The organism is Brevundimonas nasdae, assembly GCF_016654005.1.
Classification (GTDB): Bacteria; Pseudomonadota; Alphaproteobacteria; order Caulobacterales; family Caulobacteraceae; genus Brevundimonas; species Brevundimonas nasdae.
Window position 1 is genome coordinate 20,203 of record NZ_JAEPWN010000005.1, and the last position, 23,720, is coordinate 43,922.

The 23,720-nt window shown below is 68.1% G+C and carries 23 protein-coding genes and 1 tRNA gene; 12 read left to right on the top strand and 12 right to left on the bottom strand.

Going from position 1 to position 23,720, the window contains the following annotated elements:
• Positions 1–24: 24 nt before the first annotated feature.
• From JKF87_RS08975 to JKF87_RS08990, 4 genes are all read right to left on the bottom strand, one after another.
• Positions 25–2,217 carry a 3-hydroxyacyl-CoA dehydrogenase NAD-binding domain-containing protein gene (locus tag JKF87_RS08975; protein WP_201099550.1) on the bottom strand — a complete coding sequence of 731 codons (2,193 nt, stop codon included), beginning with the start codon at positions 2,215–2,217 and terminating at the stop codon, positions 25–27.
• A gap of 17 nt (positions 2,218–2,234) precedes the next feature.
• A complete protein-coding gene (locus tag JKF87_RS08980; protein ID WP_201099551.1) occupies positions 2,235–3,440 on the bottom strand; it encodes an acetyl-CoA C-acetyltransferase in 1,206 nt (401 codons plus the stop codon).
• A gap of 205 nt (positions 3,441–3,645) precedes the next feature.
• A complete protein-coding gene (locus JKF87_RS08985) occupies positions 3,646–3,870 on the bottom strand; it encodes a hypothetical protein (protein ID WP_201099552.1) in 225 nt (74 codons plus the stop codon).
• Between the two features lie 56 nt (positions 3,871–3,926).
• On the bottom strand, positions 3,927–5,162 hold the full coding sequence (locus tag JKF87_RS08990; protein ID WP_201099553.1) for a PQQ-dependent sugar dehydrogenase: 1,236 nt from the start codon (positions 5,160–5,162) through the stop codon (positions 3,927–3,929).
• Between the two features lie 183 nt (positions 5,163–5,345).
• Between JKF87_RS08990 and JKF87_RS08995 the strand changes: the two genes are divergently transcribed.
• The 3 genes from JKF87_RS08995 (at position 5,346) to JKF87_RS09005 (ending at position 6,415) form a co-directional block, all read left to right on the top strand.
• Positions 5,346–5,422 (top strand) — tRNA-Met (locus JKF87_RS08995).
• 37 nt (positions 5,423–5,459) lie between these two features.
• Positions 5,460–6,038 carry an NUDIX domain-containing protein gene (locus tag JKF87_RS09000; RefSeq protein WP_201099554.1) on the top strand — a complete coding sequence of 193 codons (579 nt, stop codon included), beginning with the start codon at positions 5,460–5,462 and terminating at the stop codon, positions 6,036–6,038.
• A 68-nt stretch (positions 6,039–6,106) separates the two neighbouring features.
• Positions 6,107–6,415, top strand: coding sequence for a hypothetical protein (locus JKF87_RS09005; protein ID WP_201099555.1), 309 nt, complete (start codon positions 6,107–6,109; stop codon positions 6,413–6,415).
• 11 nt (positions 6,416–6,426) lie between these two features.
• Here JKF87_RS09005 and JKF87_RS09010 read toward each other — a convergent pair whose 3' ends face one another.
• On the bottom strand, positions 6,427–7,107 hold the full coding sequence (locus JKF87_RS09010; protein ID WP_201099556.1) for a TlpA family protein disulfide reductase: 681 nt from the start codon (positions 7,105–7,107) through the stop codon (positions 6,427–6,429).
• 73 nt (positions 7,108–7,180) lie between these two features.
• On the opposite strand from JKF87_RS09010, the gene argH reads away from it, so the two are divergent.
• From argH to lysA, 3 genes are read left to right on the top strand one after another with little or no spacing between them, the layout of a single operon-like run.
• Complete coding sequence (gene argH, locus JKF87_RS09015) at positions 7,181–8,545, top strand: argininosuccinate lyase (RefSeq protein WP_201099760.1); 1,365 nt, start codon at positions 7,181–7,183, stop codon at positions 8,543–8,545.
• Positions 8,542–8,784 (top strand): hypothetical protein, encoded by a 243-nt coding sequence (locus JKF87_RS09020; protein WP_236261287.1) that lies wholly within the window; start codon positions 8,542–8,544, stop codon positions 8,782–8,784. The genes argH and JKF87_RS09020 overlap by 4 nt, the downstream gene beginning before the upstream one ends.
• Positions 8,785–8,787: 3 nt before the next feature.
• The gene (gene lysA, locus JKF87_RS09025) at positions 8,788–10,062 is read left to right on the top strand and encodes a diaminopimelate decarboxylase (protein WP_201099557.1); all 1,275 of its coding nucleotides are present in this window, start codon (positions 8,788–8,790) and stop codon (positions 10,060–10,062) included.
• 94 nt (positions 10,063–10,156) lie between these two features.
• Here lysA and JKF87_RS09030 read toward each other — a convergent pair whose 3' ends face one another.
• Positions 10,157–10,690, bottom strand: a complete 534-nt coding sequence (locus JKF87_RS09030; protein WP_201099558.1) for a phosphoribosyltransferase — start codon at positions 10,688–10,690, stop codon at positions 10,157–10,159.
• Between the two features lie 18 nt (positions 10,691–10,708).
• Positions 10,709–11,671 (bottom strand): MJ0042-type zinc finger domain-containing protein, encoded by a 963-nt coding sequence (locus JKF87_RS09035; protein WP_201099559.1) that lies wholly within the window; start codon positions 11,669–11,671, stop codon positions 10,709–10,711.
• A gap of 72 nt (positions 11,672–11,743) precedes the next feature.
• Between JKF87_RS09035 and JKF87_RS09040 the strand changes: the two genes are divergently transcribed.
• The 6 genes from JKF87_RS09040 to JKF87_RS09065 all read left to right on the top strand — a co-directional run bounded on the left by JKF87_RS09040 (position 11,744) and on the right by JKF87_RS09065 (position 17,304).
• Entirely contained in the window at positions 11,744–12,463 is a 720-nt protein-coding gene (locus tag JKF87_RS09040) for a cell division ATP-binding protein FtsE (protein ID WP_201099560.1), read from the top strand.
• Positions 12,460–13,407, top strand: coding sequence for a cell division protein FtsX (locus JKF87_RS09045; RefSeq protein WP_236261253.1), 948 nt, complete (start codon positions 12,460–12,462; stop codon positions 13,405–13,407). Before JKF87_RS09040 ends, JKF87_RS09045 begins: the two co-directional genes overlap by 4 nt.
• A complete protein-coding gene (locus JKF87_RS09050; RefSeq protein ID WP_201099561.1) occupies positions 13,404–14,048 on the top strand; it encodes a YdcF family protein in 645 nt (214 codons plus the stop codon). The genes JKF87_RS09045 and JKF87_RS09050 overlap by 4 nt, the downstream gene beginning before the upstream one ends.
• On the top strand, positions 14,049–14,786 hold the full coding sequence (locus JKF87_RS09055) for a lysophospholipid acyltransferase family protein (RefSeq protein ID WP_201099562.1): 738 nt from the start codon (positions 14,049–14,051) through the stop codon (positions 14,784–14,786).
• Positions 14,787–14,823: 37 nt separating this feature from the next.
• The gene (locus tag JKF87_RS09060) at positions 14,824–15,603 is read left to right on the top strand and encodes a MipA/OmpV family protein (protein WP_201099563.1); all 780 of its coding nucleotides are present in this window, start codon (positions 14,824–14,826) and stop codon (positions 15,601–15,603) included.
• 84 nt (positions 15,604–15,687) lie between these two features.
• A complete protein-coding gene (locus tag JKF87_RS09065; protein ID WP_201099564.1) occupies positions 15,688–17,304 on the top strand; it encodes a M61 metallopeptidase family protein in 1,617 nt (538 codons plus the stop codon).
• Positions 17,305–17,399: 95 nt separating this feature from the next.
• Here JKF87_RS09065 and hisC read toward each other — a convergent pair whose 3' ends face one another.
• Genes hisC through JKF87_RS09090 form a run of 5 tightly spaced genes read right to left on the bottom strand, consistent with a single transcriptional unit; the run spans position 17,400 to position 23,643 of the window.
• Positions 17,400–18,503, bottom strand: coding sequence for a histidinol-phosphate transaminase (gene hisC / locus JKF87_RS09070; protein ID WP_201099565.1), 1,104 nt, complete (start codon positions 18,501–18,503; stop codon positions 17,400–17,402).
• Positions 18,504–18,516: 13 nt separating this feature from the next.
• A complete protein-coding gene (locus tag JKF87_RS09075; RefSeq protein ID WP_201099566.1) occupies positions 18,517–19,203 on the bottom strand; it encodes a hypothetical protein in 687 nt (228 codons plus the stop codon).
• Entirely contained in the window at positions 19,203–20,255 is a 1,053-nt protein-coding gene (locus JKF87_RS09080) for a DUF2125 domain-containing protein (RefSeq protein WP_201099567.1), read from the bottom strand. Before JKF87_RS09080 ends, JKF87_RS09075 begins: the two co-directional genes overlap by 1 nt.
• 57 nt (positions 20,256–20,312) lie before the next feature.
• Positions 20,313–20,786: a Cys-tRNA(Pro) deacylase gene (gene ybaK / locus JKF87_RS09085; protein WP_201099568.1), complete on the bottom strand. Its 474-nt coding sequence runs from the start codon at positions 20,784–20,786 to the stop codon at positions 20,313–20,315.
• A 1-nt stretch (position 20,787) separates the two neighbouring features.
• On the bottom strand, positions 20,788–23,643 hold the full coding sequence (locus JKF87_RS09090; RefSeq protein ID WP_201099569.1) for an ATP-dependent DNA helicase: 2,856 nt from the start codon (positions 23,641–23,643) through the stop codon (positions 20,788–20,790).
• Between the last annotated feature and the right edge of the window lie 77 nt (positions 23,644–23,720).

The window sequence follows — 23,720 nt, forward strand, 5'->3', positions numbered from 1 at the left end:
CAAGGGGAGAAGGGAATCAGGCTCTTAGGCCACCTTCTTCTCCGGCGCGAACTTGCCGTAGAAGGTCTCGTTCTTGGCGGCCATGTCGCGCAGCAGCTGCGGGACCTTGAAGCGGTCGCCGTAGGACGCGGCCAGGCGATCCGCCGTTTCGACGAACTTGGCCAGGCCGATGCCGTCGATGAAGCTGATCGGACCGCCGGTCCAGGGCGCGAAGCCCCAGCCCAGGATGGCGCCCAGATCGGCCTCGCGCGGGTCGTCGATGACGCCCTCTTCCCAGCAGCGGGCCACTTCGACGGCCTGACGGTACAGCAGGCGCGTCTTCAGCTCATCGATCTGCGCCAGGGCGGTCGGCTCCTCGGGCTTGTCGATGCCCTTGGTGGTCGGCGCCAGTTCGGACAGACCGGCCCAGATCGTCTTGGGCTTGGTGTCATAGTCGTAGAAGCCCTTGCCGTTCTTGCGGCCGTAGCGCCCGCCCTCGACCATGGTGGCGACGATCTTCTCGCCTTCGTTGGGCACGTATTTGTCGCCCAGGTCTTCGCGGGTCTGTTTGGCGATCTTGTAGCTGAGGTCCAGCGCCACATCGTCGTGCATTTCCAGCGGACCGCGCGGCATGCCGGTCATGCGGCCGACGTTGTCGATCAGGGCCGGGCCGTAACCCTCTTCCAGCAACGCCATGCCTTCCATCAGGAAGGTGGAGAAGCAGCGCGAGGTGTAGAAGCCGCGGCTGTCGTTGACGACGATCGGCGTCTTCTTGATCTTCAGCACATAGTCCAGCGCCTTGGCGATGGCGGCGTCGCCGGTCTTTTCGCCCAGGATGATCTCGACCAGCATCATCTTGTCGACAGGCGAGAAGAAGTGAATGCCGATGAAGTCTTCCGGACGCACCGAGGCTTCGGCCAGGCCGGTGATCGGCAGGGTCGAGGTGTTGGAGCCGAAGACGGCGCCCTCAGCCAGTTGCGCCTCGGCGCGCTTGGTCACGTCGGCCTTGATCTCGCGGCTTTCGAACACGGCCTCGACCACCAGGTCGGAACCCTTGATCAGGTCGTAGTCTGTCGTCGCCGTGACCAGGGCCAGGGTGGCGTCATACTTGTCCTGGGTCATCTGACCGCGCGACAGGCGCTTCTTCAGCAGTTCCTCGACGTGGGCCTTGCCCTTGTCGGCGGCTTCCTGGCTCTGGTCGATCAGCACGGTCTCGATGCCGGCCATGACCTGAACATAGGCGATGCCTGCGCCCATCATGCCCGCGCCGATGACGGTGACCTTCTTGGGATCAGACTTGGGCACGCCGACCGGACGCACGGCGCCCTTGTCCAGTTCCTGCTTGGACAGGAACAGCGAGCGGATCATGGCCTGGGCCTGCGGCGTCATCAGGGTCTTGATGAAGTAGCGGGTCTCGATGCGCAGCGCGGCGTCGATCGGCACCTGAGTGCCTTCGAACACGGCCTTCATCAGGTTCACCACGGCCGGATAGTTGCCGTAGGACTGTTTGCGCAACATGGCGTTGCCGACCATGAAGTTCTGGATGCCGGCCGGATGGAAGGGGCCGCCGCCGGGCAGTTTGAAGGACTTCTCGTCCCACGGCTGCACGGCCTTGCCGCCGTTCTTGATCCAGGTCTTGGCGGCCTCGACCGACTGACCTTTTTCAACGACCTCATGGACGATGCCTGCGCCCTTGGCGTCGTTGGGGCGGAAGGACTTGCCTTCGCTCATGGCCATCATGGCGTTCTGCACGCCGATCAGGCGCGTCAAGCGCTGGGTGCCGCCGCCGCCGGGGAACAGGCCGACCTTGATCTCGGGTAGGCCCAGCTGGATCTTGTTGTCGTTCTCGACCACGCGGTAGTGGGTCGCCAGGGTGAACTCCAGGCCGCCGCCCAGGGCCAGACCATTGATGGCCGTGGCGATGGGCTTGCCCAGGGTCTCCAGCGCGCGGAAGGCGCCGTTCAGCTTCCATCCGGCGTCAAACGCCTTTTGCAGGTCGCCGCCGCCCGACAGGACGCCGCCGGCCATGTCGCCCAGGTCGGCGCCCGCGCAGAAGCCCGAAGCCTTGCCCGACGTAATGACCGCGCCCTTGATGGCGTCGTCGGTCTTGATGCGTTCAACCAGTTCAGGGATTTCCGCCATGACCGAGCTGGTCAGGGTGTTCATCGAACGGCCCGGCACGTCGAAGGTGACGAGCGCGATACCGTCGGCGTCGACGTCGATCTTGAAGTTTTCCATAGTCTATCGCTCCCGGATCAGACGCGTTCGATGACGGTGGCGGTGCCCATGCCGCCGCCGATGCAGAGGGTGACCAGAGCGGTCGACTTGTTCGAGCGTTCCAGCTCGTCCAGGGCGATGCCGGTGATCATGGCGCCGGTGGCGCCCAGCGGGTGGCCCATTGAGATGCCGCCGCCGTTCACATTCATCTTGGCGTGGTCGATGTTCAGGGCCTGCATGTAGCGCAGGACGACGGCCGCAAAGGCTTCGTTCAGCTCCCACAGGTCGATGTCGTCGGGCGTCATGCCCAGCTTGCCCAGCAGTTTGCGGGTCACATACTCAGGGCCGGTCAGCATGATCGACGGCTCAGAACCGATCGAGGCGCCGCCCAGGATCTTGGCGCGCGGCTTCAGGCCCAGGGCCTTGCCGGCTTCCAGCGAACCGATCAGCACGCCCGCCGAACCATCGACGATGCCCGACGAGTTGCCGGGGGTGTGGACGTGGTTGACGCGCTCGACCTCGGGGTAGCGCTGGCCGATCACGCCGTCGAAGGCCATTTCGCCCATCATGGCGAAGGAGGGGTTCAATGCGCCCAGGGCCTGCATGTCCGAGTTCGGACGCACGGTTTCGTCGTGGTCCAGAATGGTCAGGCCCAGCTGGTCCTTGACCGCGATGACCGAATTCTTGAAGCGGCCCTCGGCCCAGGCCTTGGCGGCGCGCTTGTGGCTTTCGACCGAATAGGCGTCCACGTCGGCGCGGCTGAAGCCGTATTTCGTGGCGATCATGTCCGCCGACACGCCCTGCGGCACGAAATAGGTCGGGAAGGCCGAGGACGGATCGGTCGGCCAGGCGCCCATGTCCGAACCCATCGGCACGCGGCTCATGACCTCGACACCGCCGCCGACGGCGAAATCAGCCTCGCCGGACTTCACCTTGGCGGTGGCCATGTTCACGGCTTCCAGGCCCGAGGCGCAGAAGCGGTTGATCTGAACGCCCGCCGTATATTGCGACCAGCCTGCGGTCAGAACGGCGGTGCGGGCGATGTCGGCGCCCAGTTCGCCCACCGGAGTCACGCAGCCCAGGATCACGTCATCGACCTTGGAGGTGTCCAGATCGTTGCGGTCGCGCAGGGCTTCCAGAACCTGAGAAGCCAGCGACAGGCCGGTGATCTCGTGCAGCGAGCCGTCCTTCTTACCCTTGCCGCGCGGGGTGCGGACGGCGTCATAGATATAGGCGTCAGCCATGAGAATGCGTCTCCAATAAAGGACGGGTCTAAGCTCGGACGCCAAGAACCCTACGTTTACGTCAACGTCAAGTAATAAGCCGCGTGATGCGGCGCCATGGCGCCGGATGGTTTCCAGACGCGAAAAACCCGCCACGCGGAAACGCGCGGCGGGTCATGTTGTTCGTAAGTTTAAAGAGCAGACTTTCGGGGGACGCGCCCTTCCGTCAGCGCGGCTGTGAGAGGCGAGAAGCGCCGCCGGTGATGGTGCAGGCGTATTCGGTTTCCGGCCTGCCCGTCTGCAGACCCGTCGGCGTCAGGATGCCCTGACGCTCGGTGCAGGTCTTCTCAAGGGCGTTCATGTCTTTCTGGTACTGGCTGACGCCGCCCGCAGTGCCGCACGCCGCCAGCAAGGGCATGGCGATCATGGCGGACAGAATTAGGATACGCATGGCTGCTCCTGTTTCCTGAAACGCGATGCGTTCCAACACCCCCCGGCGACGCCAGGTTACTGCGCCAGAGACAGCCTGACCAGCTTGCCGTTGCGCTCATCCGAGATTGCCCAGACAGATCCGTCCGGTCCGACAGCCACATCGCGGATACGCTCGCCCAGATCACTCAGCAGCCGCTCTTCGCCCACGACGCGGTCGTTCTGGATCACCAGACGGGCGATGTGTTTCTCTCTCAGACCCGCAACCAGCAGATTGCCGTTCCAGTTGGGGAACATCGGCCCTTCATAGAAGACGGCTCCGCCCGGCGCGATGACGGGATCCCAGTAATAGACCGGCTGCTCGGTTCCCGGATGCTGGGTCGCGCCCTCGCCGATCTGCGCGCCACCGTATTCGACGCCATAGGCGGCGTCCGGCCAGCCGTAGTTCAGGCCCGGCTTATCCAGATTGACCTCATCGCCACCCTGAGCCCCGTGTTCCACGGTCCAGACCGCGCCTGTGCCGGGCTGAATGGCGACGCCCTGCGCATTGCGGTGGCCGAAACTCCAGATTTCAGGCCGCGCGCCCGCCTGCCCGACGAAAGGATTGTCCTGCGGCACGGAGCCGTCGGCGTTGATGCGGATCGTCTTGCCCAGGTGCGAGCTCAGATCCTGGGCCTGGGGCCGCATCGGCTTGTCGGAGCGCTCGCCCACGGTGATGAACAGCGTGCCGTCCGGGGCAAAGGCCAGGGACGAGCCGAAATGCTTGTCGCCGTCATAGGTCGGTTGGACGCGGAAGATGACCTGGACATTCTCGACCCGGCTCAGATCATCAGACAGCCGCGCCCGCGCCACCGCCGTGCCGTTTCCACCCTGACGCGGCTCGGCGTAGCTCCAGTAGATCAGGCGGTCCTGACCGAAGGTCGGGCTGGTGATCACATCCAGAAGACCGCCCTGACCGCGCGCATCCACGGCGGGCAGGCCCTGAACCGGATCGCTGATCTGACCTTCAGCCGTCACCACGCGCAGACGCCCCGGCTTTTCCGTCACCAGCCAGCGCCCGTCCGGCAGCAGGGCCAGGCCCCATGGGTTCTGCAACCCCTCGGCCACCACCGTGTGCATCAGCCGCGCCTGGGTCACCACGCCGGGCGCGCGGGTCTGGCCGGCGAAAGCGGGCTTCTGGTCCGAGTTATTGGCCGGGCGCGTCTCCAGCGGCGCGCCGGTCTGGACCGGCGCGCCGGACGATTCGCCATTGGCGCCGCAGGCGGCGGCAAGGACAAGCAGAGAGGTCGAGGCGGCGACGGCGATCAGGCGCATGACAGGGCTCCGGTCTGAATTTCGGGTTCGTCAGAAAACAGAAGCTTCAGGGTTAGCGTTCCTGATAGAGCCCGTCTTGCGCTCAATCGCCGCACAATGGCGCGGAACACGACTTGAACCGGACGCGCGGCGGCGATATAGGCACGCCTCTTCCGCGCGGACCTGTCCGGCGGCGGGACCCTTGGTTGGGTAGCTCAGATGGTTAGAGCGGTGGATTCATAACCCACAGGTCGGCGGTTCGATCCCGCCTCCAACCACCACCTCCCCCTTTTCGCCATTCGTGCTAAGGCGCAGCGCATGGCCAAACTGATCTCCACCGACATCCTCTATAAAGGCTGGTCCACCCTGTATCGGGCGACCATCGAGCTGGACGACGGCTTGCGTCTGGCGCGCGAGGTCGAGGATCATGGGGCAGCGGTCGCTGTCCTGCCCTATGACCCGGAGCGGCGCGTCGCCCTGCTGGTGCGCCAGTTGCGCAATGGGCCGCTGGTGGCGGGCGTCGACGAGCCCCGCCTGCTGGAAGCCCCCGCCGGACTGATCGATCCGGGCGAGGACGCGGCCGCCGCCGGGCGGCGCGAAGCCATAGAGGAAGTCGGCGTCGAGATCGGCGAACTGGAGTCGCTGGGCGTCACCTTCTCCTGTCCCGGCGTCTCGACCGAGCGGATCAGCCTTTATCTGGGTCAGTATGGCCAGACGGATCGTGTTTCCGAAGGCGGCGGGCTGGCTTCGGAGCATGAGAATATCGAGGTGGTCGAACTGCCGCTGGCGGAACTGGCGCGCGTGGCCGATGCGGGCGAACTGGCGGACCTGAAGACCCTGGCCCTGACGCTGCACCTGCGTCTGCGCAGACCGGAGCTGTTCAGCCCTGACAGCTGAGCCACGCAACCGGCGCCGTCACACCGCGTTATCCGGCGCAGACCAGAATTCCGCCCGGAGAGTCGAAGATGCCCCTGCGCACCCCCGCAATGATCGCCGCCCTCGCCGCCCTGGCCCTGGGCGCCGCCGCCTGCACCCCGGCCGAGCAGAACAAGGCCGAACGCCAGGCCCATACGGCGGCCGCCGAAACCAAATCCGCCGCTGCTCAAGCCGGTGAAGTGGTCGAGTCCGGCGCCATGAAGGCCGCTCAGGCGGTCGAGACAGGCGCCGGCAAGGTCGCCGACAAGCTGGAGGACAATCAGGCCAAGGCCGCCGCAGAAGGCCGCCCCGGCGCGGTCGACCCCGCAACCAACCAGCGCGTGCCCGCCAAGAACTGAAGAGGCTGATTTCAGGCGGCGGGCGCTTCGGCGCCTTGCGCCGGACGGCCCTCGGCCAGCAGGGCGTCGATCAGGGCGTGCGCCTCGGCGCTGTCCCAATCGGCGCCGCCTGAGAAGACCGCGCGGATGCGGCCTTCGCGGTCCAGGAAGATGGTGCTGGGCATCGCGCCCTTGCCCGGGAACTCGAACGGCAGCTGGAAACGCATGTCGCTGTAGAAGGGCAGAGGCGCATGGTCGGCCATGAAGCCCTTGGCCTCGGTCGCCGCCTCCGGCGTCGCATCGACATTGATGGGCAGGACGATCAGGTCCGTGTCCGCCCGATAGGTCTTGGCCAGGGCCGCCAGGGTCGGCATTTCCTCACGGCAGGGGGCGCACCACATGGCCCACAGATTGACCACCACCACCTTGCCCCGGAAGGCGTCGAACCGCACCGCCGTGTCATTGCGGTCGCGGAACATATATTCCGGCGCCGGTTTCAGCTCAGCCGGGGTCTGCAACGCGGCCAAAGGCCCCACAGCGTAGCGCGACAGCTCGCTTTTCGGCGCTTCGGACGTCTTTGCGGCCTCAGAGGCTTGCGTGTCCTGCCGATGATTGGCGTATAGCGACATCGCCATGCCCCAGGCGCCGGCGAGCGTGCTGATCAGCACGATCGCGCCGATGCCTGCCCAGATCGCCTTTCTCGAGCCGCTCATGACTGAATCCACCTCTGCCGACGCCAAACAACAAGGCGGATCGACTGCGCCGGTCCGGCCTGCGGGTCAAGACATGTGGGGCGGACGCTTTTCGTCGCGCCCCGCCGAAATCATGCAGGCGATCAATGTCTCAATCGGCGTGGACCAGCGCCTGTGGCGTCAGGATCTGGCCGGTTCGCGCGCCCACTGCCGGATGCTGGCCAAACAGGGCATCCTGCAACAGGCCGACGCCGACGCCATTCTGGGCGGACTGGACGCCATCGAATCCGAGATCACGGGCGGGACCTTCCCCTTCCGCGACCAGTTCGAGGACATACACATGAATGTGGAGGCGCGCCTGAACGAGCTGATCGGCGAACCGTCGGGCCGCCTGCACACGGCCCGCAGCCGCAATGATCAGGTGGCGCTGGACTTCCGCCTGTGGGTCCGCGACGCCTGCGACCGCTCCGTCGCCCAGCTCAAGGGCCTGCAGGCCGCCCTGTTGGACCGCGCCGAACAGCACGCAGGCGACCTGATGCCGGGCTTCACCCATCTTCAGACCGCCCAGCCCGTGACCCTGGGCCATCATCTGATGGCCTATGTCGAGATGTTCGGCCGTGACGCAGGCCGGTTCGCCGACGCCCGCACCCGCATGAACGAAAGCCCGCTGGGCGCGGCGGCCCTGGCCGGTTCGCCCTTCCCCATCGACCGCCACATGACGGCCCAGGAACTGGGCTTCGACCGACCGATGGCCAACAGCCTGGACGCCGTGTCGGACCGCGACTTCGCACTGGAAAGCCTGGCCGCCGCCTCGATCACGGCGGGCCACCTGTCGCGTCTGGCCGAAGAGATCGTGGTCTGGATGACGCCGATGTTCGGTTTCGCCACCCTTCCCGACGACCTGACCACCGGCTCGTCGATCATGCCGCAGAAGCGCAACCCCGACGCCGCCGAACTGGTGCGCGCCAAGACGGGCCGGATCATGGGTTCGCTGGTCGCCCTGTCCACGGTGATGAAGGGCCTGCCGCTGGCCTATTCCAAGGACATGCAGGAGGACAAGCCGCCGGTGTTCGAGGCCTTCGACGCCCTGGACCTGGCCCTGAACGCCATGACCGCCATGGTCGCGGCGCTTCGTCCCAACACCGAGCGGATGGCCGCAGCCGCAGGCGCGGGCTTCTCGACCGCCACCGATCTGGCCGACTGGCTGGTGCGCGAACTGAACCTGCCGTTCCGCAAGGCGCACCATGTCACCGGCGCCGCAGTGAAACAGGCGGAAAGCCTGGGCGTGGACCTGTCGCAATTGCCGCTGGCCGAACTGCAGAAACTGGAGCCAGGCGTCACCGAAGCGGTCTACAAGGTGCTGACCGCCGAGGCTTCGTGCCAAAGCCGCCAAAGCTATGGAGGCACCGCGCCGGAACAGGTCCGTGCGCGCATCGCCGACTGGAGGAACCGTCTGTGACCCTTCTTCGCAAGACCAGCCTGATCGCCGTCGGCGCTCTGGCTCTCATGGCCTCCGCCTGCGGGCGCATGGCCGATCTGGAATCGCCGCGTCCGGCGCCGGAACGCGCCACGCGCGACCGCTGGGCCGGTCACCTGCCCGAACCCGCCACCGTCAACCGCCCGTCCAGCAGCATCCCCATCGACGGCGGCCCCTCCAACCCGATCGGCGCCGGCGCCGCACAGAACGATCCACGTTAAACCTTGCACCATTTCGATCTCAAGGACGGCGCCCTGCATGCCGAGGGCGTGCCGCTGGACACCCTGGCCGACGAGGTGGGGACGCCCGTCTATGTCTATTCCACCGCCACGCTGAAGCGGCACTACAGCCTGCTACGCACCGCCGCCGACGCCCATACGGACGCGCTGGGCGAGGCCCTGATCGCCTTTGCGGTCAAGGCCAACTCCAACCTGTCGGTGCTGGCGACCCTGGCCAAGCTGGGCTCGGGCGCGGACACGGTGTCGGAAGGTGAGATCCGTCGCGCCCTGGCGGCGGGCATTCCGGCGGAACGGATCATCTTCTCCGGCGTGGGCAAGACCGATCCCGAACTGGCCTTCGCCATTGCTGTCGGTGTGCGTCAGATCAATATTGAATCCGGCGCGGAGCTGGATCGCCTGATCCAGGTCGCCGCCATGATGAACGCCAGCCCGGCCATCGCCGTGCGCGTCAATCCGAACATCGGCGCAGGCGGCCACGCCAAGATCACCACAGGCGGCAAGGGCGACAAGTTCGGCGTGCCGGTGGAGGAGGCGTATGAACTCTACGCCCGCGCCTCGGCCTCGCCCCATGTCACGCCCGTGGGCCTGGCCTGCCACATCGGCAGCCAGATCACCGACCTGACCCCGCTGGAGGCCGCCTTCCGCGTGCTGGCGCAGATGACGCACAAGCTGCGGGCCGATGGTCATGCCGTGACCCGGCTGGACCTGGGCGGCGGTCTGGGCGTGCCCTATTCCGGCGGGGTGAACCCACCCTCGCCTGCCGAATATGTGGCCATGGCCGCGCGCGTGCTGGAAGGTCTGGAGGTCGAGGCGGCGTTCGAGCCGGGCCGTCTGCTGGCCGCCAATGCCGGCATTCTTCTGACCGAGGTGGTTCAGGTCAACGAGCGGTCTGACGGACGGCGCTTCCTGGTGCTGGACGCGGCGATGAACGACCTGATGCGCCCAGCCCTCTATGACGCCTTCCACGACATCGCGCCGGTGCGCCCCCGCGAGGGCGCGGCCATGGACTATGATGTGGTCGGCCCTGTCTGCGAGACCGGCGACACCTTCGCCCGCGACCGCTCCCTGCCGCCGCTGGAGGCCGAGGATCTGGTCGTCATGACCGGCGCCGGCGCTTACGGCGCGGTCATGGCCAGCGAATACAACAGCCGGCCTCTGGTGCCGGAAGTCCTGGTCGACGGGGACAAGTGGGCGATCATCCGCGCCCGCCCGACCTATGAGGAAATGCTGGACCGCGAGCCTTTCGCGGATTGGCTCTAGTCGTGTGGCGAGTGATTAGCGGCGAGTGGTGAGTAGAGGCTGCTGGACGTCTGTCCGACCTCGTCACTCGCCGCTCTCTACTCGCCGCTGAGGATCAATCCATCGCGCAGATGTCGGGCAGGCCGCGCAGCGATCCGGCGTGGTCCAGCCCGTAGCCGACCAGGAAGCGGTTCGGCGCCTCCCAGCCGACGAAGTCCGGCTCAGGCGCGCGGGGCTTGGGCCAGGGCTTGCGGGCGAAGACGCAGGTCAAAACCTCTGACGCCCCGCCTTCCTTGGCGATGCGCACAGCCTCGGCCAGCGACAGGCCGGTGTCGAACACATCATCCAGGATCAGCACCCGGCGACCGGCGATCGGACGCTGGAAAGGCGCATAGACGTTGATCTGCCCCCGGCTGGTCTTGTCATCGCCATAGGACGACAGCCAAAGGGCGTCGAAACGGACATTGCGGCCCGCGCGCGACAGGGCGCGGGTCAGGTCGGCGGCGAACCACAGACCGCCGGTCAGCAGCACGGTCGCCACCGTATCATCGTCGATGACAGGTGCGATGCGGTCCGCCAGTTCGGCGACGATGCGGGCGATGTCGGCCTCGGGCAGAAGGACCGTCGGCGTCGGGGAGGTGTCAGCCATGATGCGAGGCGATACCGCCTAGCCGTGGCCCGTGTCCACCATGTGAATCGGTTTGGCCTCAACCGGAGGCGTCACGCTCTGGCCGCCGACGCCGGGCGCCGTCGCCGGACGCAGGCCGTTGGCCGCCGCCGAACCCGGCGCCGGAGCCACCTCCGTCGGAGGGAAGGGCGCAGGCCCGCGCGAGACATCGGCGTTGAGGACCGGCGCACGCGACACCACCGACAGGCCGTTGGCGTCGGCCTGACGCTGCGACGCGGGCTGATTCGCGCGAGCCTTGGACGCAGGGGCGACGGCGAGGAAATTCACCCCGATGTCGGCGGTCGCCTGGCCCGGATCGGCGATGAGGGCGGCGAAACCCTGAACCTTGCCGGGCAGGACCGGCGCGGCGTCGATCTGCACCACCTTGAAGCCGATCTCGGCCCCGTGCTCGTCCAGCAGGGAGACGCGGATCGGCGGGGCGACGATTTCCCGGTCGCGCACATTCCTCAGGGCGCCGGACACTACCACCATGCCGGGGCTGCTGGGCACGTCCTTGGCGCTCAGGGCTTCAAAATCCAGACCCACCGCATTCACCGGCGCGCCGACATTGGCGTAGGCGGCGGCGGCGCGCGGGAAAATCTCGACCACCTCCACGCGGAACAGGAAGGCGGAAATGATCAGGGCGGCGAAGACGCTGGCCAGTCCGGCCCAGACGGCGCCATGGGTCGCCGCCCGGCGCAGGCGGCGCTGCTGTTCGGCGCGGGCGCGGAAAGCCCGGGGCAGTTCGGGCGCCGGGGTCTCGGCCAGGCTGGCCGGTTCAGCCTCGGGTTCAGTCCTGTGAATGACGCTGGGTTCAGGCGCGACGGTCAATTCCAGCGGCTCGTCATTGGTCGCGCGCCAGACTTCGCCGCACGATTGGCAGCGCACCTTGCGGCCATTTGGACCGACAGTGTCGTCCGCAATGAAATAGCTGGTGGCGCAGGACGGGCAGGTCAGTATCATGTCGTCTGACTGCGAGGCTTGCGCCCCCTCCCGAGAGGCGCGATCTCGCACCCCGTCCCTGAAACCAAGCCCATGCCGTCCTCGCCCGCAAGCGCCGTCGAAACCACCGCCACGCCCGAGACCGTCCGCCTGTCGGGCGTTGGTTTCGGCTATGCGGGCGCGCCTGACGTTCTGCGAGACGTTAACCTCATTTTGCCGCGAGGCTCTTTCCACTTCCTTACCGGGCCGTCGGGGGCGGGAAAGTCGTCGCTGCTGCGGCTTCTGACCCTGGCCGAACGGCCGCGAAAGGGCACAATCCGCCTGTTCGGCGCAGATGTCACGCAGATCGAACGGCGTGATATTCCCGCCTTCCGCCGCCGCATGGGCGTCGTCTTCCAGGAGTTTCACCTGCTCGACCACCTGTCAGCCTTTGAAAACGCAGCCCTGCCGCTGCGGCTGACGCATCAGCGCGAGGCGGCCTATGCCGCCGATGTGGCCGAGATGCTGAAGTGGGTGGGCCTGGGCGACCGCATGGACGCCCTGCCGCCCGCCCTGTCCGGCGGCGAGAAACAACGACTGGCCATCGCCCGCGCCGTCATCACCCGCCCCGGCCTGATCGTCGCCGACGAGCCGACCGGCAGCGTGGACGGCGTGATGGCCGAAAAGCTGCTGCGCCTGTTCCAGTCGCTGAACCGGCTGGGCGCCACGGTCCTGATCGCCAGCCACGACCAGGCCCTGGCCGAACGTTCCGGCGCGCGCGTGCTGCGGCTGGACCGGGGGCGGCTGGCGCCGACGGAGCGCGCCGCCGCATGATCCGTCTGTCTGTCCTGCGCCTGCCTTCTCTGCGCCTTTCGAGTCTGGGCCTTTCGGGCTTGCGCCTGCCCTCCGGCCGTCCCGGCCTGCTGCCCCCCGCCGCGGCGGGCGAGCCGTGGCTGATGACGGTCATCGCCGTGCTGTGCTTCCTGGCCTGTCTGGCCGCGGTCGCCGCCTCCGCCGCCGACCGCGCCGCCCACGGCTGGGCCCGGCAACTGGGATCGGAGGCCACGGTCCAGGTCCGCCCCCGCGTGGGCGAGACCGGCGACACCGCCGCCGCCCGCGCCGCCGAGACCCTGGCCGGGGTCGACGGGGTCGAGGAGGCCGCCGCCCTGTCGCGCAAGGACGCCGAGGATCTGCTGCGCCCCTGGCTGGGCGACGCCGTCCTGCCGGACCTGCCCCTGCCGCATCTGGTGACCGTGCGTCTGAAGGCGGATGCGCCCGCCAGCGCCGTCACCCTGAGCCGCGCCCTGGCCGCCGCCGGACTGGACGCCACCGTCGACGACCACAGTCTTTGGCGCGGCGAGGTGGAACGCTCGGCCGCACTGATCACCACCCTGGCCGGGGCCGCCTTCCTGGCCACCGCTTTCGCCGCCGCCGCCGCCATCGCCTACGCCACCCGAGCGGGCCTGGCCGCCGGTCGCGGCGTGATCGAGACCCTGAGCCTGAACGGCGCCACCGACGGCCGGATCGCCTGGCTGTTCCAGCGCCGTTTCGCCCTGCTGGCGGCGGGCGCAGGGGCCATCGGCGCCCTGCTGGCGGCGCTTCTGCTGGGCTTCCTGCGTTTCCTGGGCGGGTCGGGCGGCCTGAGCCAGGCCCTGCCCATCGCCTGGGGCGATCTGCTGCTGCTCTCGCCATGCCCGCTGCTGGCCGCTACGGTGGCGCTTCTCGCGGCCAGATTCGCCGCCATGCAGGTATTGGGATCGGCAAGAGGCAAGGGATGAGGCTGCTGACCGTCATCGGCGTCGTCGCCCTGATCTGGCTGGTCGGCCTGTTCGCCTTTGCGCATCGGGTGCGCGAGCTGACGCCCGCCGACGATCCCGCGCGCGCCGACGCCATCGTGGCCCTGACCGGCCCCTCGGCCGAACGGGTCAACGCCGCCATCCGCCTGCTGGAGCAGGGCAAGGGCGAGCGGGTGCTGATCTCGGGCGTCAACCGCGAGGTCCGCCGCCAGGAGCTGCGCGAACTGACCCCCGGCTCGACCAAATTGTTCAACTGCTGCGTCGACCTGGGCTTCGAGGCCGAGGACACGGTCGGCAATGCCCAGGAGATCGCCTCATGGGCCCGGGCCAAGGGCTACACCCACCTGATCGTGGTCACCTCGGACTATCATATGCCGCGCTCGCTGGTTGAGCTGCGCGGCCAGCTGCCGGGCGTGGATCTGACGCCCTATGCTGTTTCGACGCCGTCGCTGGACAATGCGCGCTGGTGGCGGGCCGTGGTTTCCGCGCGGCGCATGACGCTGGAATACATGAAATATCTGACCGCGCTGGGCCGCGAGGGGGTGCGTCGCCTGACGCGCGACCGCTCCACCGTCCGGGCCGTCGCCGCCGATGCGGACACACCAGAAAAGGCGCCCGCCTAAGTGAACACCCTGCGCTCCCTCCTCTTCACGGCCTGGCTCTATCTATCGATGCCCGTCGTCGCCATCGGCCTGTCGCCCGCTCTCTTGATGCCGCACAGCGTCGTTCGCGGCGTCATCAAACTGTGGGCGAGGAGCGTTCTGTTCGGCCTGCGCTGGATCGCGGGCGTGAAGGTCGAATTCCGCGGGCTTGAGAACCGCCCGTCAGGCGCCGCCTTGGTGGCGTCCAAGCACCAGGGAATGCTGGACATTGTCGCCCTGCTGGCGGTGCTGCCGGACGCCTGCTTCGTAATGAAGAAGGAGCTGATGCCCCTGCCCTTCTTCGGCTGGTTCGCCTGGAAGGCCAAGATGATCGCCGTGGACCGCGCCGGCCACGCCAAGGCGCTGAAGGACATGACACGTCAGGCCAAGGACCGCCTGGCCGAAGGCCGCCAGATCGTCATCTTCCCGGAAGGCACGCGCAACGCGCCAGGCGTTCCCGGCGACTACAAGCCCGGCGTCGCCGCCATCTATCGCGATCTGGAAGGCCCCTGCTGGCCCGTCGCCACCAACTCCGGCGTCCACTGGCCCGCCCACGGTTTCCGTCGTTATCCGGGCACCGTGGTGTTCGAGTTTCTGGAGCCCATTCCGGCCCAGTTGAAGCGGGGCGCCATGATGGCGTTGCTGGAAAGCCGCATCGAGACGGCTTCGACCGCCTTATTGGAGCCAAAAACCGCGCTAGTGCATTCCGCACCGGCCTGATCCTCCCCGCGTTCGGGCGCCGCAATGGAAACGCCCGATGATCCGCACCCTGATTCTCACCGCCGCATTCGCCGCCGTCGCCGGATCGGCCCTGGCCCAGTCGCAACCCTATGAGGACGTCGAGGTGCCCAAGACCTGGCGGGTCGAGGTCGGCGGGGGGATCACCCACGGCTTCAGCCCCACCGGCAATACCGGCGACGACATCAACTACACCGCCTGGGGTTCAGCCAACTACAAGAACATCTTCTACGCCAACGGCCTGGACGGCCTGGGCTGGAATGCGATCAAGACCGACGACTTCAACGCCGGGGTCCAGCTGCGTCCCCGCTTCTCGGCGGGCAAGATCGAGGGCTCCAGCCTGGATCGCCCCGGCCTGGGTGCCGACGCCGCCCTGTACGCCTACAAGCGTTTCGGCGGGATCGTGGTCGGCGGCCATGTGGCCCAGGACGTCAGCGGCGACGACGCGGGAATGCAGTATTTCGCCTCGGTCGGCCATCAGCACGTGACCCCGGTCGGTCTGCTGCGTGTCAGCGGCTATGTCACCGGCGGCAACGACGAGCGCCTGCAACGCTACTTCGGCATCACCCCGGAACAGGTGCCGGGCAGCGGCTATCAACCCTACCAAGCGTCGGGCGGCCTGTCGGGCGCCGGGGCCGTGGCCTTCCTCGCCATCCCGGTCGGCACGCGCTTCGGCGTCGGCGGCTTCGTCAACTACGAACAGCGCCTGGGCGACACCAAGAACAGCCCGCTGGTCGACGACGACCACGTCTGGCGCGCAGGCCTGATCGGCGTGGTGCGGTTCTCCAGCGCGGACTGAAGACGCTTACCGATATTTCACTCGCCAATCGGTGTGTGCTGGCTGAAACACCCGGTCGATACGGATGACCGACGCAGTGAGATCATGAGCTTCAAAACCAGGCTGGCCTGCACCTTGGCGACCGCAGCCCTGATGGGCGCGGCCCCGCTGGCCGCCCCTATGTCAGCACAGGCGCAGTCCGTCACGCTGAAGCCAACCACAGACGGACTGAGCGCGAGCATACGCCTGACGACGCCGACCACCCGGTTCAGGTTTCAGGACGCCGGTGTGGCGCGCGACGACTGGACCGCCCCGACACGGGACGCCCAGACACGGGACGCCCGGCTGAGCGGCGACGCAGTTGAAGGCGCAGGCGACGCCTTCGATCGGTTCACCCTGCTGTTGAAGCCAGACACCACCGAAGAAGGGCGCGGCTATATCGCCGTGACCCGCGTGGGCGACGGCTATCTGCTCTTCGCCCCGGCCCTGACCGGTGCGGACGATACGCTGCAACTCACCCTCGACGCGCCCCAGGGCTGGACCCTGTGGCCCGCGAACGACGTCAGCGGCTATGTCTATGTCGGTCCCGCCGCCCGGATCGAACAACGCGTGGGCGGGGCCGCGATCATGGCGCCCGGCCTGTCGCCTCAGGTGCGGACAACCGCGCTGGACACCTTCGACACGGCCGTCAACTTCTTCGGCCACAGGTTCGGCGCACCGCCCAAGCCGCCGACTCTGGTGTTCACGGATCAGGGCGCGGGCCCCATATCCTTCCGCGCCGACGTGACCGACACAGAGGTCATCTCCGCCCGTCTGCACGGCGACGACTGGGCCGAGCCGACGGACAGCGCCCTTTCGGACATCCGCCTGCTGGTCTTCCATGAATCCGTCCATCTGTGGAACAGCCATTTCGCCGTCCCCGCCGAGGGCTCGCCCTGGCTGCATGAAGGAGGGGCGCAGTATCTGGCCCTGGTCGCCGCCTCTTCGACCGGCGTGCTGAACCACGACGACGGCCTGGACGCGATCAGCGCCAGCCTGACCAACTGTCGCCGTGCTGTGGGGCAGAGCCGCAGCCTTGCCGAACGCATCGCGGGCGGCCCGGCCATGTACGACTGCGGCGTGACGATCCAGTGGCTGGCAGATCTGGAGTTGCGCCATGCCTCAAACGGCCAGCGCGGCGTCATCGACGTTTGGCGCGACCTGATCGCCCAGGCCCGTGCGGGACGCCCCGATTATGGTCCCGCCGACTTCGTGAGCGCCCTGCCCGCCGGGTCGGCGGTCCCGGCATTGTTCGACGCCCCCGCAGATCAGCGCTGGTCTGCGCTTGAGGCGCGCCTGACCGCCCTTGGAGTCCGTTGGGAGAACCGGCCCTCGCGCCAGACCTATCTGATGGCGGCTCTGTCGCACCTGAACGCCAGCAACTGCGCGCCGGGGGTGAGCAAGGGCTATTATCTGCGCGACGGCTATGTCCAGATGGACAATGATGCGGCCTGCGGCGCCTTGGCGGGCGATCTTGAGTTGGACAAGATCGAAGGCTTCGATCCCATGGCCGACGCCCGGCCGATGTTCGAAGCGGTTCAGACCCGGTGCGCAGCCGGCGAACCCGTCCGCTTCACCGCACGCGGCCAGACCACAGTGCGCGAGGCCCTGTGCAAGACACCGCTGACCACGCCTCTGGCCTATGCCCTCACGACAGCGCCGTCGCTGGCTAAGCAGGACTGACCGGCATGGTGCGCTTTTCCAAGCTGGATTGAGCCTCAAACACCCTTTGTGCGCCGCTCGCGCCAGGCCGGACGCAAGCGGCGCACAATCACGACCTACTGCGCCGCGAACTCGCTCAACGCATCGATCACTGCGCGGTTCTGGTCTTCCGTGCCGATGGTGATGCGCAGGGCCTGCGGCAGGCCATAGCCGCCGACGGGGCGGACGATGATGCCCTTGGTGTTCAGATAGTCGTTGGCTGCGGCGGCGCGGTCGGGGCTGTCAAATATGACCAGCACGAAGTTGCCCGCGCTGGGCAAGACCTCAAAGCCGAAGCCGCGCAGGGCCTGGGTCAGGCGCGGCTTCCAGTTGGTCACCAGATCACGCGACGCCGTCTGGTGCGCGGTATCGGACAGGGCCGCGGTCGCCGCCTCCAGCCCCGGCACGGACACGTTGAACGGCAGGCGGATGCGGTCGATGGCCTCCGCCACCGCCAGCGGCGCATAGCCGAAGCCGATGCGCAAACCGCCCAGACCGTGGATCTTGGAGAAGGTGCGGGTGACGACCATGTTCGACGCCGCCTTGGCCAGCGGGAAGGACGTCTCCCAGTCGGCCTCGGTCACATATTCGGCATAGGCCTCATCGACGACCAGAATGACATGGGACGGCAGGGCGGCGTGCAGGCGGCGGATCTCCTCGCCCGTATTGTAGCTGCCGGTCGGGTTCGACGGGTTGGAGACATAGACGATCTTGGTGCGGTCATCGACCTGGGCCAGCAGGGCGTCGACCTCGGCCTTGTAGTCCGGCTCGGGCGCCAGCTTGACCTGGGCTTCGCAGCCCAGGGCGCTGATGCGGTAAGCCAGGAAGCCGTACTGACCGCAGACGATATTGTCGCCCGCCGTCAGATAGGTCTGGTTCAGCAGGGCGAAGACCTCGTCCGAGCCATTGCCGAAGATCAGGCGCTCGGGCTCCAGTCCGTGCAGTTCGGCGACGGCGGCGCGCAGCTTGGTCGCCCGGCCATCGGGATAGATGTGGATGTTCTTGACGGCGGCCTCATAGGCGGCGCGCGCCTTTTCACCCGCACCCAGCATGTTCTCGTTCGAGGACAGCTTCATCGGCTCGGCGACACCGGCGATGGACGACTTGCCGCCGACATAGGGCGCGATGTCGAGGATGCCGGGCTTCGCTACGGGGCCTTTGGGTGCGGTCGCGTCGGTCATGAAATGCCTTGAGTCAGAAGATGGGGGCAGCGCCGATGACGCCGGTCAGGCGGCCGGGGGCGTCGCTCAGCCGTCCGTCCTCGGGTTGCACATAGCCCGTCAGCACAAACAGCTTCAAGCCGCCTGCCGCCGCCAGCGGGTCCGCGATCAGGCCGGACTGGCCCAGGGTGTCGACAATGCGGGCGTCGGGCAGGCCGCTGTCCGTGACCCAGAAGCTGCGGTCGTCGCCGGTCGGGCCGGACTGCTCCCTGGACACCAGAAAGGCCTGCGGCCGCGCGCGCCGGTCATCCGGCAGGGCGGCGATGATCCGCAGGTCAGGCCGCGCCAGAAGTCGCCCCCACCATGGGCGATCCGACGACAGGTCCAGCAGGCCGCGCGCGCCGGCATCGACCGCCTTCAGCACCTCATCCGCCGCCATGGGTCGGGCGGACAGGCCGTAGCGATCCGCCGCCAGCACATTGGCCAGACCGCCGCTGGCGGCCATCACGGGACCGCCCGCCGCCTCGATCCGTCCCCACAGGGCTTTCAGCGCCGCAGCCTCTGCAGGCGAGACGCCGTTCAGCAGTTGGCGCAAGGCGATGGCGCCCGCATCCGCGCGATCACGCGGCCCAGCGGCGACACGGGCGCGCACGGCCTCAACTACCGCCCGGTCCAGCGCCAGCAGGGCTTCGTCAGGCTGGGGTTCGTCGAGCAGGCCCATCAGAACAGCTTGGGCGCAGGGGCCAATGAGAACGGGCCCAGCCAGGCGCGCCCATCGCGGAACACCAGGGTCAGGGCCATGTCGTCCTTGCCTGCCGCCTGGGTCGCGCCCGCCGCCGCTGCGGCGCCCGCCGCCCCGATCCGGTTGGCGACGCCGCCGCGCGATTCCAGCAGGCCGGACAGGGCGGGCAGCGGCTTTTGCGACTGCAGCGCCACCTGCCCGATCAGCCGCCCGTCCGCGTCGGCGCGCAGGACATCGCTGCTCAGGGTGGCGCGACTGGCCCCGGCCTGAATATCGCCGCGCAGATTGCGGAAGGTTCCGCCCCCCCGCGTCCAGGCCGAAAAGACCCCTGCCGCATCGCCGCCCTTCAGCAGACTGGCCTGGCCGATGGTGGCCTCAAGCTGCAGGGTCAGCATCCCGTCCTGAGCGAAGCCCTCGACAGGACCATTGGCGCGGCCCTGGCCGTCCACCAGACGGAACATGACATCGATGTCGTCACCCGGCGTGGTCGAGGCGGCCAGATGTGGGCGGGTGTAGAATTCGATCCGCGCGGCGCGGGCTATGGGGAAGGGCTCGCCCTGCGGCGCCACGGTGAAGACCGGATTGACCATCTCGAGCGCCAGATTGGGCCAGCGCTGGTCGATGCCGCTGGTGCTCATGCGGATGGCGTCGCCCGCGACCGCCACCTCGCCCTTGCCTGCACGGGTCAACACCAATCCCTGCGGCGCGACGATCACCCATTTGGTCGGCTGATAGGCGTTGGCCTCGGCCGCCAGCTCCAGCGCCGACACCGCATGGTGCGACGGCGCGCCGATGGTCACGTCGCGCAGGCCCACGCGGGCGCGGAAGGGCCAACCGGATATGGTCTTCTCGGAAAAGCGGACATCCCAGCCCGCCTGACGCATGGCGGCCGCCTGGGTCTCGATCTGTCTGTCGATCTGATGCGTCAGATAGAACCACCAGCCCGTCCACGCCGCCAAGGCCAGCAACACGATGATGAAGGGCGCATACAGGCCCTTGCGGCTGTGCGGCTTGGTCGGGGCGTCAGACATGCGATCTCCGGGTTCAACGCCCTATAGCGCAAGGATCGGCGCCGACATAAGGGCGGTTCAGGCGGTCAGGTCCGCCAGGCTGGCGCCCGCAGCCCGCACCGCATCGTCCGGCGCGATCCCCAGCAGCAGACCACGCTGGCCGCCGTTGATCAGCACCTGGTCGAACAGGATGGCCGTCTCGTCCATCACCATCGGCACGGACTTGCGCTGGCCGAAGGGACTGACGCCCCCGACCTTGTAGCCGGTCAGGCGTTCGGCGTCGGCGGGCTTCATCATCTGGGCCGACTTGGCCCTCAGAGCCGCCGCCAGCTTCTTCATGCTGACCTCGCAGTCCGAGGGAACGATGACGCAGGCGGGCTTGCCGTCGGCCAAGGTCATCAGCGTCTTGAACACCTGTTCCGGCGCCTTGCCCAAGGCCTGCGCCGCCTGCAGTCCCACGCGCGGCGCGTCGGGATCATAGTCATAGGGGAACAGCTCAAATGCGATCCCGGCCTTGGTCAGGGCCAGGGTCGCGGGCGTGGTCTTCGACATTTCAGGTCGTCTCGGGATTGAGGAAGGTCTTGGTCAGCTCGACCGCATCGGCCAAGCCCATGCGCTGCACCTCGGTTCCCGGCGGCAGGCTGGCGAACAGGCGGGTGGGGGTGGCGGCGTCCAGCATCAGGAACACCCCCTTGTCGTCGCCGCGCCGGATCAGCCGCCCGAAGGCCTGGGCGATGCGGGCGCGGGCGATGGCGTCGTCATAGCCTTTCCCGCCCAGACGTTCTCGACGCGCCTTGTGCAGAAGGTCCGGGCGCGGCCATGGCACGCGGTCGAAGGCCAGAACCCGCAAAGACCGCCCCGGCACATCGACTCCGTCGCGCACGGCGTCGGTGCCCAGCAGGCATGAGTTCTCTTCCACCCGGAACATGTCCACCAGCGCCCCGACCTCCAGCGGATCGACGTGCTGGGCGTAAAGCGGCAGGCCCGATTTCGCCAGATCCGGCCCCAGCCGCTCATAGACCGCCTTCAGACGACGGATGGCGGTGAACAGGCCCAGCCCCCCGCCGCCCGCCGCCAGGAACAGTTCGCGCATCGCCGCCGCCGTCTGGCGCGGATCATCCTTGACCAGATCATTGACGACGATGACCCGGCTGTTGGCGGCGTAGTCGAACGGGCTTTCGACCTTCAGGGTGCGGGGCGGATCGATCAGGCGCGCCGATCCGGTCCGCATCCGCGCCAGATCGAACGGATCATCCTGCAAGGGATCGGACAGGGTCGCCGAGGTCACCAGCACCCCGTGCGACGGCACGATCACGGCGGCCTCCAAGGGCACGGTCGGGTCGATCCAGTGGCGACGCAGGGCCACGTCGTGGATGCGGCCAAACGCGGTCTCCGCCGACAGCCAGTCGACGAAATCGGGGTCCGGCTGGTCCCCGCCGTCCTCCAGCGCCGCCAGCATGGAGCGCCAGCCCGGCAGGGTCATGCGGGCGCGCCGGTCCAGACCGCGCAAGGCCCCTTCGATCCGCGACCGCTGCGAACCGTCCAGTTCGGCGGCCTCATCGTCCAGAATGTCTTCCAGATGCCGCGACAGGGCCAGAAGCGGCGTCTCGATCGCCGCCAGCGCCTGAGCCGCCGCGCGCGCGGCCTCCGCCACCGGCTCGGTCACCGGCTTCAGCGCGCATTCCATGCCGAACTCGGCGCCGCCATAAGGATTGGTCTCGGCGGTGCGCGCCCTGAGCTGGTTCAGAGCGGCGGCCAGAAACGCCTCGATCGGCCCGATGGGGTTCACCTCGCCCGAGGCGGGCGCGACCCGGCCCGACACGCCCTCGCCCGGCAGGCTGGCGGCGGCGCGCACGGCGTCCTGCAGCGATTTCAGCGCCGTCTCATTGTCATTGACCATGTCGCCCAAACGCTGTTCCAGCCCGCGCCCGCGACGGCCCTTGCCCTCCGGCCCGCGTATCCAGCGGCGCAGTTCAGCCGCCTCTTGCCCGGACAGACAGGCGGAAAAGGCGCTGTCGGCGGCGTCGAACAGGTGGTGACCCTCGTCGAAAACGATCCGTTTCAGGGCCGCCGTCTCGCCGTCCTGTTTCTGGCCTCGCGCCGAACGCGCGCCGTCGAACGCGGCCTGAGTCAGGACCAGGGCGTGATTGGCCACCACGATGTCGGCCTTGCGGCTGGCGCGGATGGTCTTTTCGACGAAACAGGTGCGGTAGTGCGGGCAGGCGGCGTGGACGCATTCGCCGCGCCGATCCACCAGATTGGCCGCCCCCGCCGCATGGGCCGCAGGCAGGGCGAACAGGCCGGGAAGCCAGCCGGGGAAGTCCCCGCCCGTCATGTCCCCGTCGCGCGTATGCACCGCCCAGCGACCGGCCAGGGCCAGCCCGATCAGGTCGCCGTTACCCAGCTGGGCCGCCTGCACCATGTCCTGCAGGTTCAGGACGCACAGGTAGTTCTCGCGGCCCTTGCGGATCACCGCCTTCTTCCTGCGCTCGGCCGGATCGGGCCACAGCGAATGGCTTTCGCGGTCGATCTGGCGTTGCAGGGCGCGGGTGTAGGTCGAAATCCACGCCGCCCCCTGGTTCCGCTCGGCCCACAGGGAGGCGGGCGCCAGATAGCCCAGGGTCTTGCCCGTGCCCGTCCCCGCCTCAGCCAGCAGAACGCGGGGCCGCCCCTCTTCGTTACGCGGCGAAAAGGCGAAGGCGGCCTCGGCGGCGTAGTCGGACTGGGTCGGGCGCGTCTCGTCCAACCCTGAGGCCTGCAGCAGTTTCTCCAGCCGGATGCGGGCGCTCTCGCTGTCGACCGGGGCGGACCCGGCCTCGCCGCGCGGGGCCTCGTCCTCCCATTCGGTCAGGCGGGTCCAGACATCCAGACCTGAGCCGCGATGCTGACGCGCACGCACCCCGCCCGCCTCCAGCGTCTGCACCACCCGTTCGCCCCAGGCCCAGCCCGCGCGTTGCATCGTCAGGGCCAGAACATAGGCGGCCTCACGTTCCGGATAGGCGGGCGCGGCCAGTTCGCCCAGCAGGGCTGCGGCGGCCTCACGCAGGGCCGTGGCCTGTTCCTCGGGCGACTTCGGCTCCGCCCGCCCCAGCGCCAGGGCCAGTCCCGTCGGCGACGGAGCGCAGAACCGCGCCGGGCGCACGAAGGCGTACAGCTCCAGCACATCCATCAGATCGGACGACCGGGGCGGCGGCGTCAGGCCCAGGCGTCGCGCCGTCAGGGACGCATGGGCGACCAGAACCGGGCCGGCGGTGAAGAAACCTTCCGCCGCGCCGCGCCCGATCTTTCGCGCGCCCGCCTCATCGCAGACGGCCCCCGCCCCCGGCGGCGTCGCCAGCGCAGGCGGCAGGTCCAGCCGAAGTTCGGGCCCAGGCCGGGTCGTTTCTGCAATGACGGATTCGTCTGACACAGCCGATAGATAGCGAGCCTGAGACCGAAACGGAACGGGAACATCTAGCGACCGACGCTCCGGCGCGCTAATTGTAG

What these genes read in the sequence shown, in the direction of transcription:
- JKF87_RS09000 (WP_201099554.1), top strand. Translation starts at nt 5,460, where the DNA reads ATGGCCAAACTGATCTCCACCGACATCCTCTATAAAGGCTGGTCCACC.
- JKF87_RS09075 (WP_201099566.1), bottom strand. Translation starts at nt 19,203, where the DNA reads ATGGGCCTGCTCGACGAACCCCAGCCTGACGAAGCCCTGCTGGCGCTG.
- JKF87_RS09005 (WP_201099555.1), top strand. Translation starts at nt 6,107, where the DNA reads ATGCCCCTGCGCACCCCCGCAATGATCGCCGCCCTCGCCGCCCTGGCC.
- JKF87_RS08980 (WP_201099551.1), bottom strand. Translation starts at nt 3,440, where the DNA reads ATGGCTGACGCCTATATCTATGACGCCGTCCGCACCCCGCGCGGCAAG.
- JKF87_RS08990 (WP_201099553.1), bottom strand. Translation starts at nt 5,162, where the DNA reads ATGCGCCTGATCGCCGTCGCCGCCTCGACCTCTCTGCTTGTCCTTGCC.
- JKF87_RS09080 (WP_201099567.1), bottom strand. Translation starts at nt 20,255, where the DNA reads ATGTCTGACGCCCCGACCAAGCCGCACAGCCGCAAGGGCCTGTATGCG.
- JKF87_RS08985 (WP_201099552.1), bottom strand. Translation starts at nt 3,870, where the DNA reads ATGCGTATCCTAATTCTGTCCGCCATGATCGCCATGCCCTTGCTGGCG.
- JKF87_RS09060 (WP_201099563.1), top strand. Translation starts at nt 14,824, where the DNA reads ATGATCCGCACCCTGATTCTCACCGCCGCATTCGCCGCCGTCGCCGGA.
- JKF87_RS09010 (WP_201099556.1), bottom strand. Translation starts at nt 7,107, where the DNA reads ATGAGCGGCTCGAGAAAGGCGATCTGGGCAGGCATCGGCGCGATCGTG.
- JKF87_RS09065 (WP_201099564.1), top strand. Translation starts at nt 15,688, where the DNA reads ATGAGCTTCAAAACCAGGCTGGCCTGCACCTTGGCGACCGCAGCCCTG.
- JKF87_RS09045 (WP_236261253.1), top strand. Translation starts at nt 12,460, where the DNA reads ATGATCCGTCTGTCTGTCCTGCGCCTGCCTTCTCTGCGCCTTTCGAGT.
- ybaK (WP_201099568.1), bottom strand. Translation starts at nt 20,786, where the DNA reads ATGTCGAAGACCACGCCCGCGACCCTGGCCCTGACCAAGGCCGGGATC.
- JKF87_RS09035 (WP_201099559.1), bottom strand. Translation starts at nt 11,671, where the DNA reads ATGATACTGACCTGCCCGTCCTGCGCCACCAGCTATTTCATTGCGGAC.
- JKF87_RS09030 (WP_201099558.1), bottom strand. Translation starts at nt 10,690, where the DNA reads ATGGCTGACACCTCCCCGACGCCGACGGTCCTTCTGCCCGAGGCCGAC.
- JKF87_RS09050 (WP_201099561.1), top strand. Translation starts at nt 13,404, where the DNA reads ATGAGGCTGCTGACCGTCATCGGCGTCGTCGCCCTGATCTGGCTGGTC.
- JKF87_RS09040 (WP_201099560.1), top strand. Translation starts at nt 11,744, where the DNA reads ATGCCGTCCTCGCCCGCAAGCGCCGTCGAAACCACCGCCACGCCCGAG.
- argH (WP_201099760.1), top strand. Translation starts at nt 7,181, where the DNA reads ATGTGGGGCGGACGCTTTTCGTCGCGCCCCGCCGAAATCATGCAGGCG.
- JKF87_RS08975 (WP_201099550.1), bottom strand. Translation starts at nt 2,217, where the DNA reads ATGGAAAACTTCAAGATCGACGTCGACGCCGACGGTATCGCGCTCGTC.
- hisC (WP_201099565.1), bottom strand. Translation starts at nt 18,503, where the DNA reads ATGACCGACGCGACCGCACCCAAAGGCCCCGTAGCGAAGCCCGGCATC.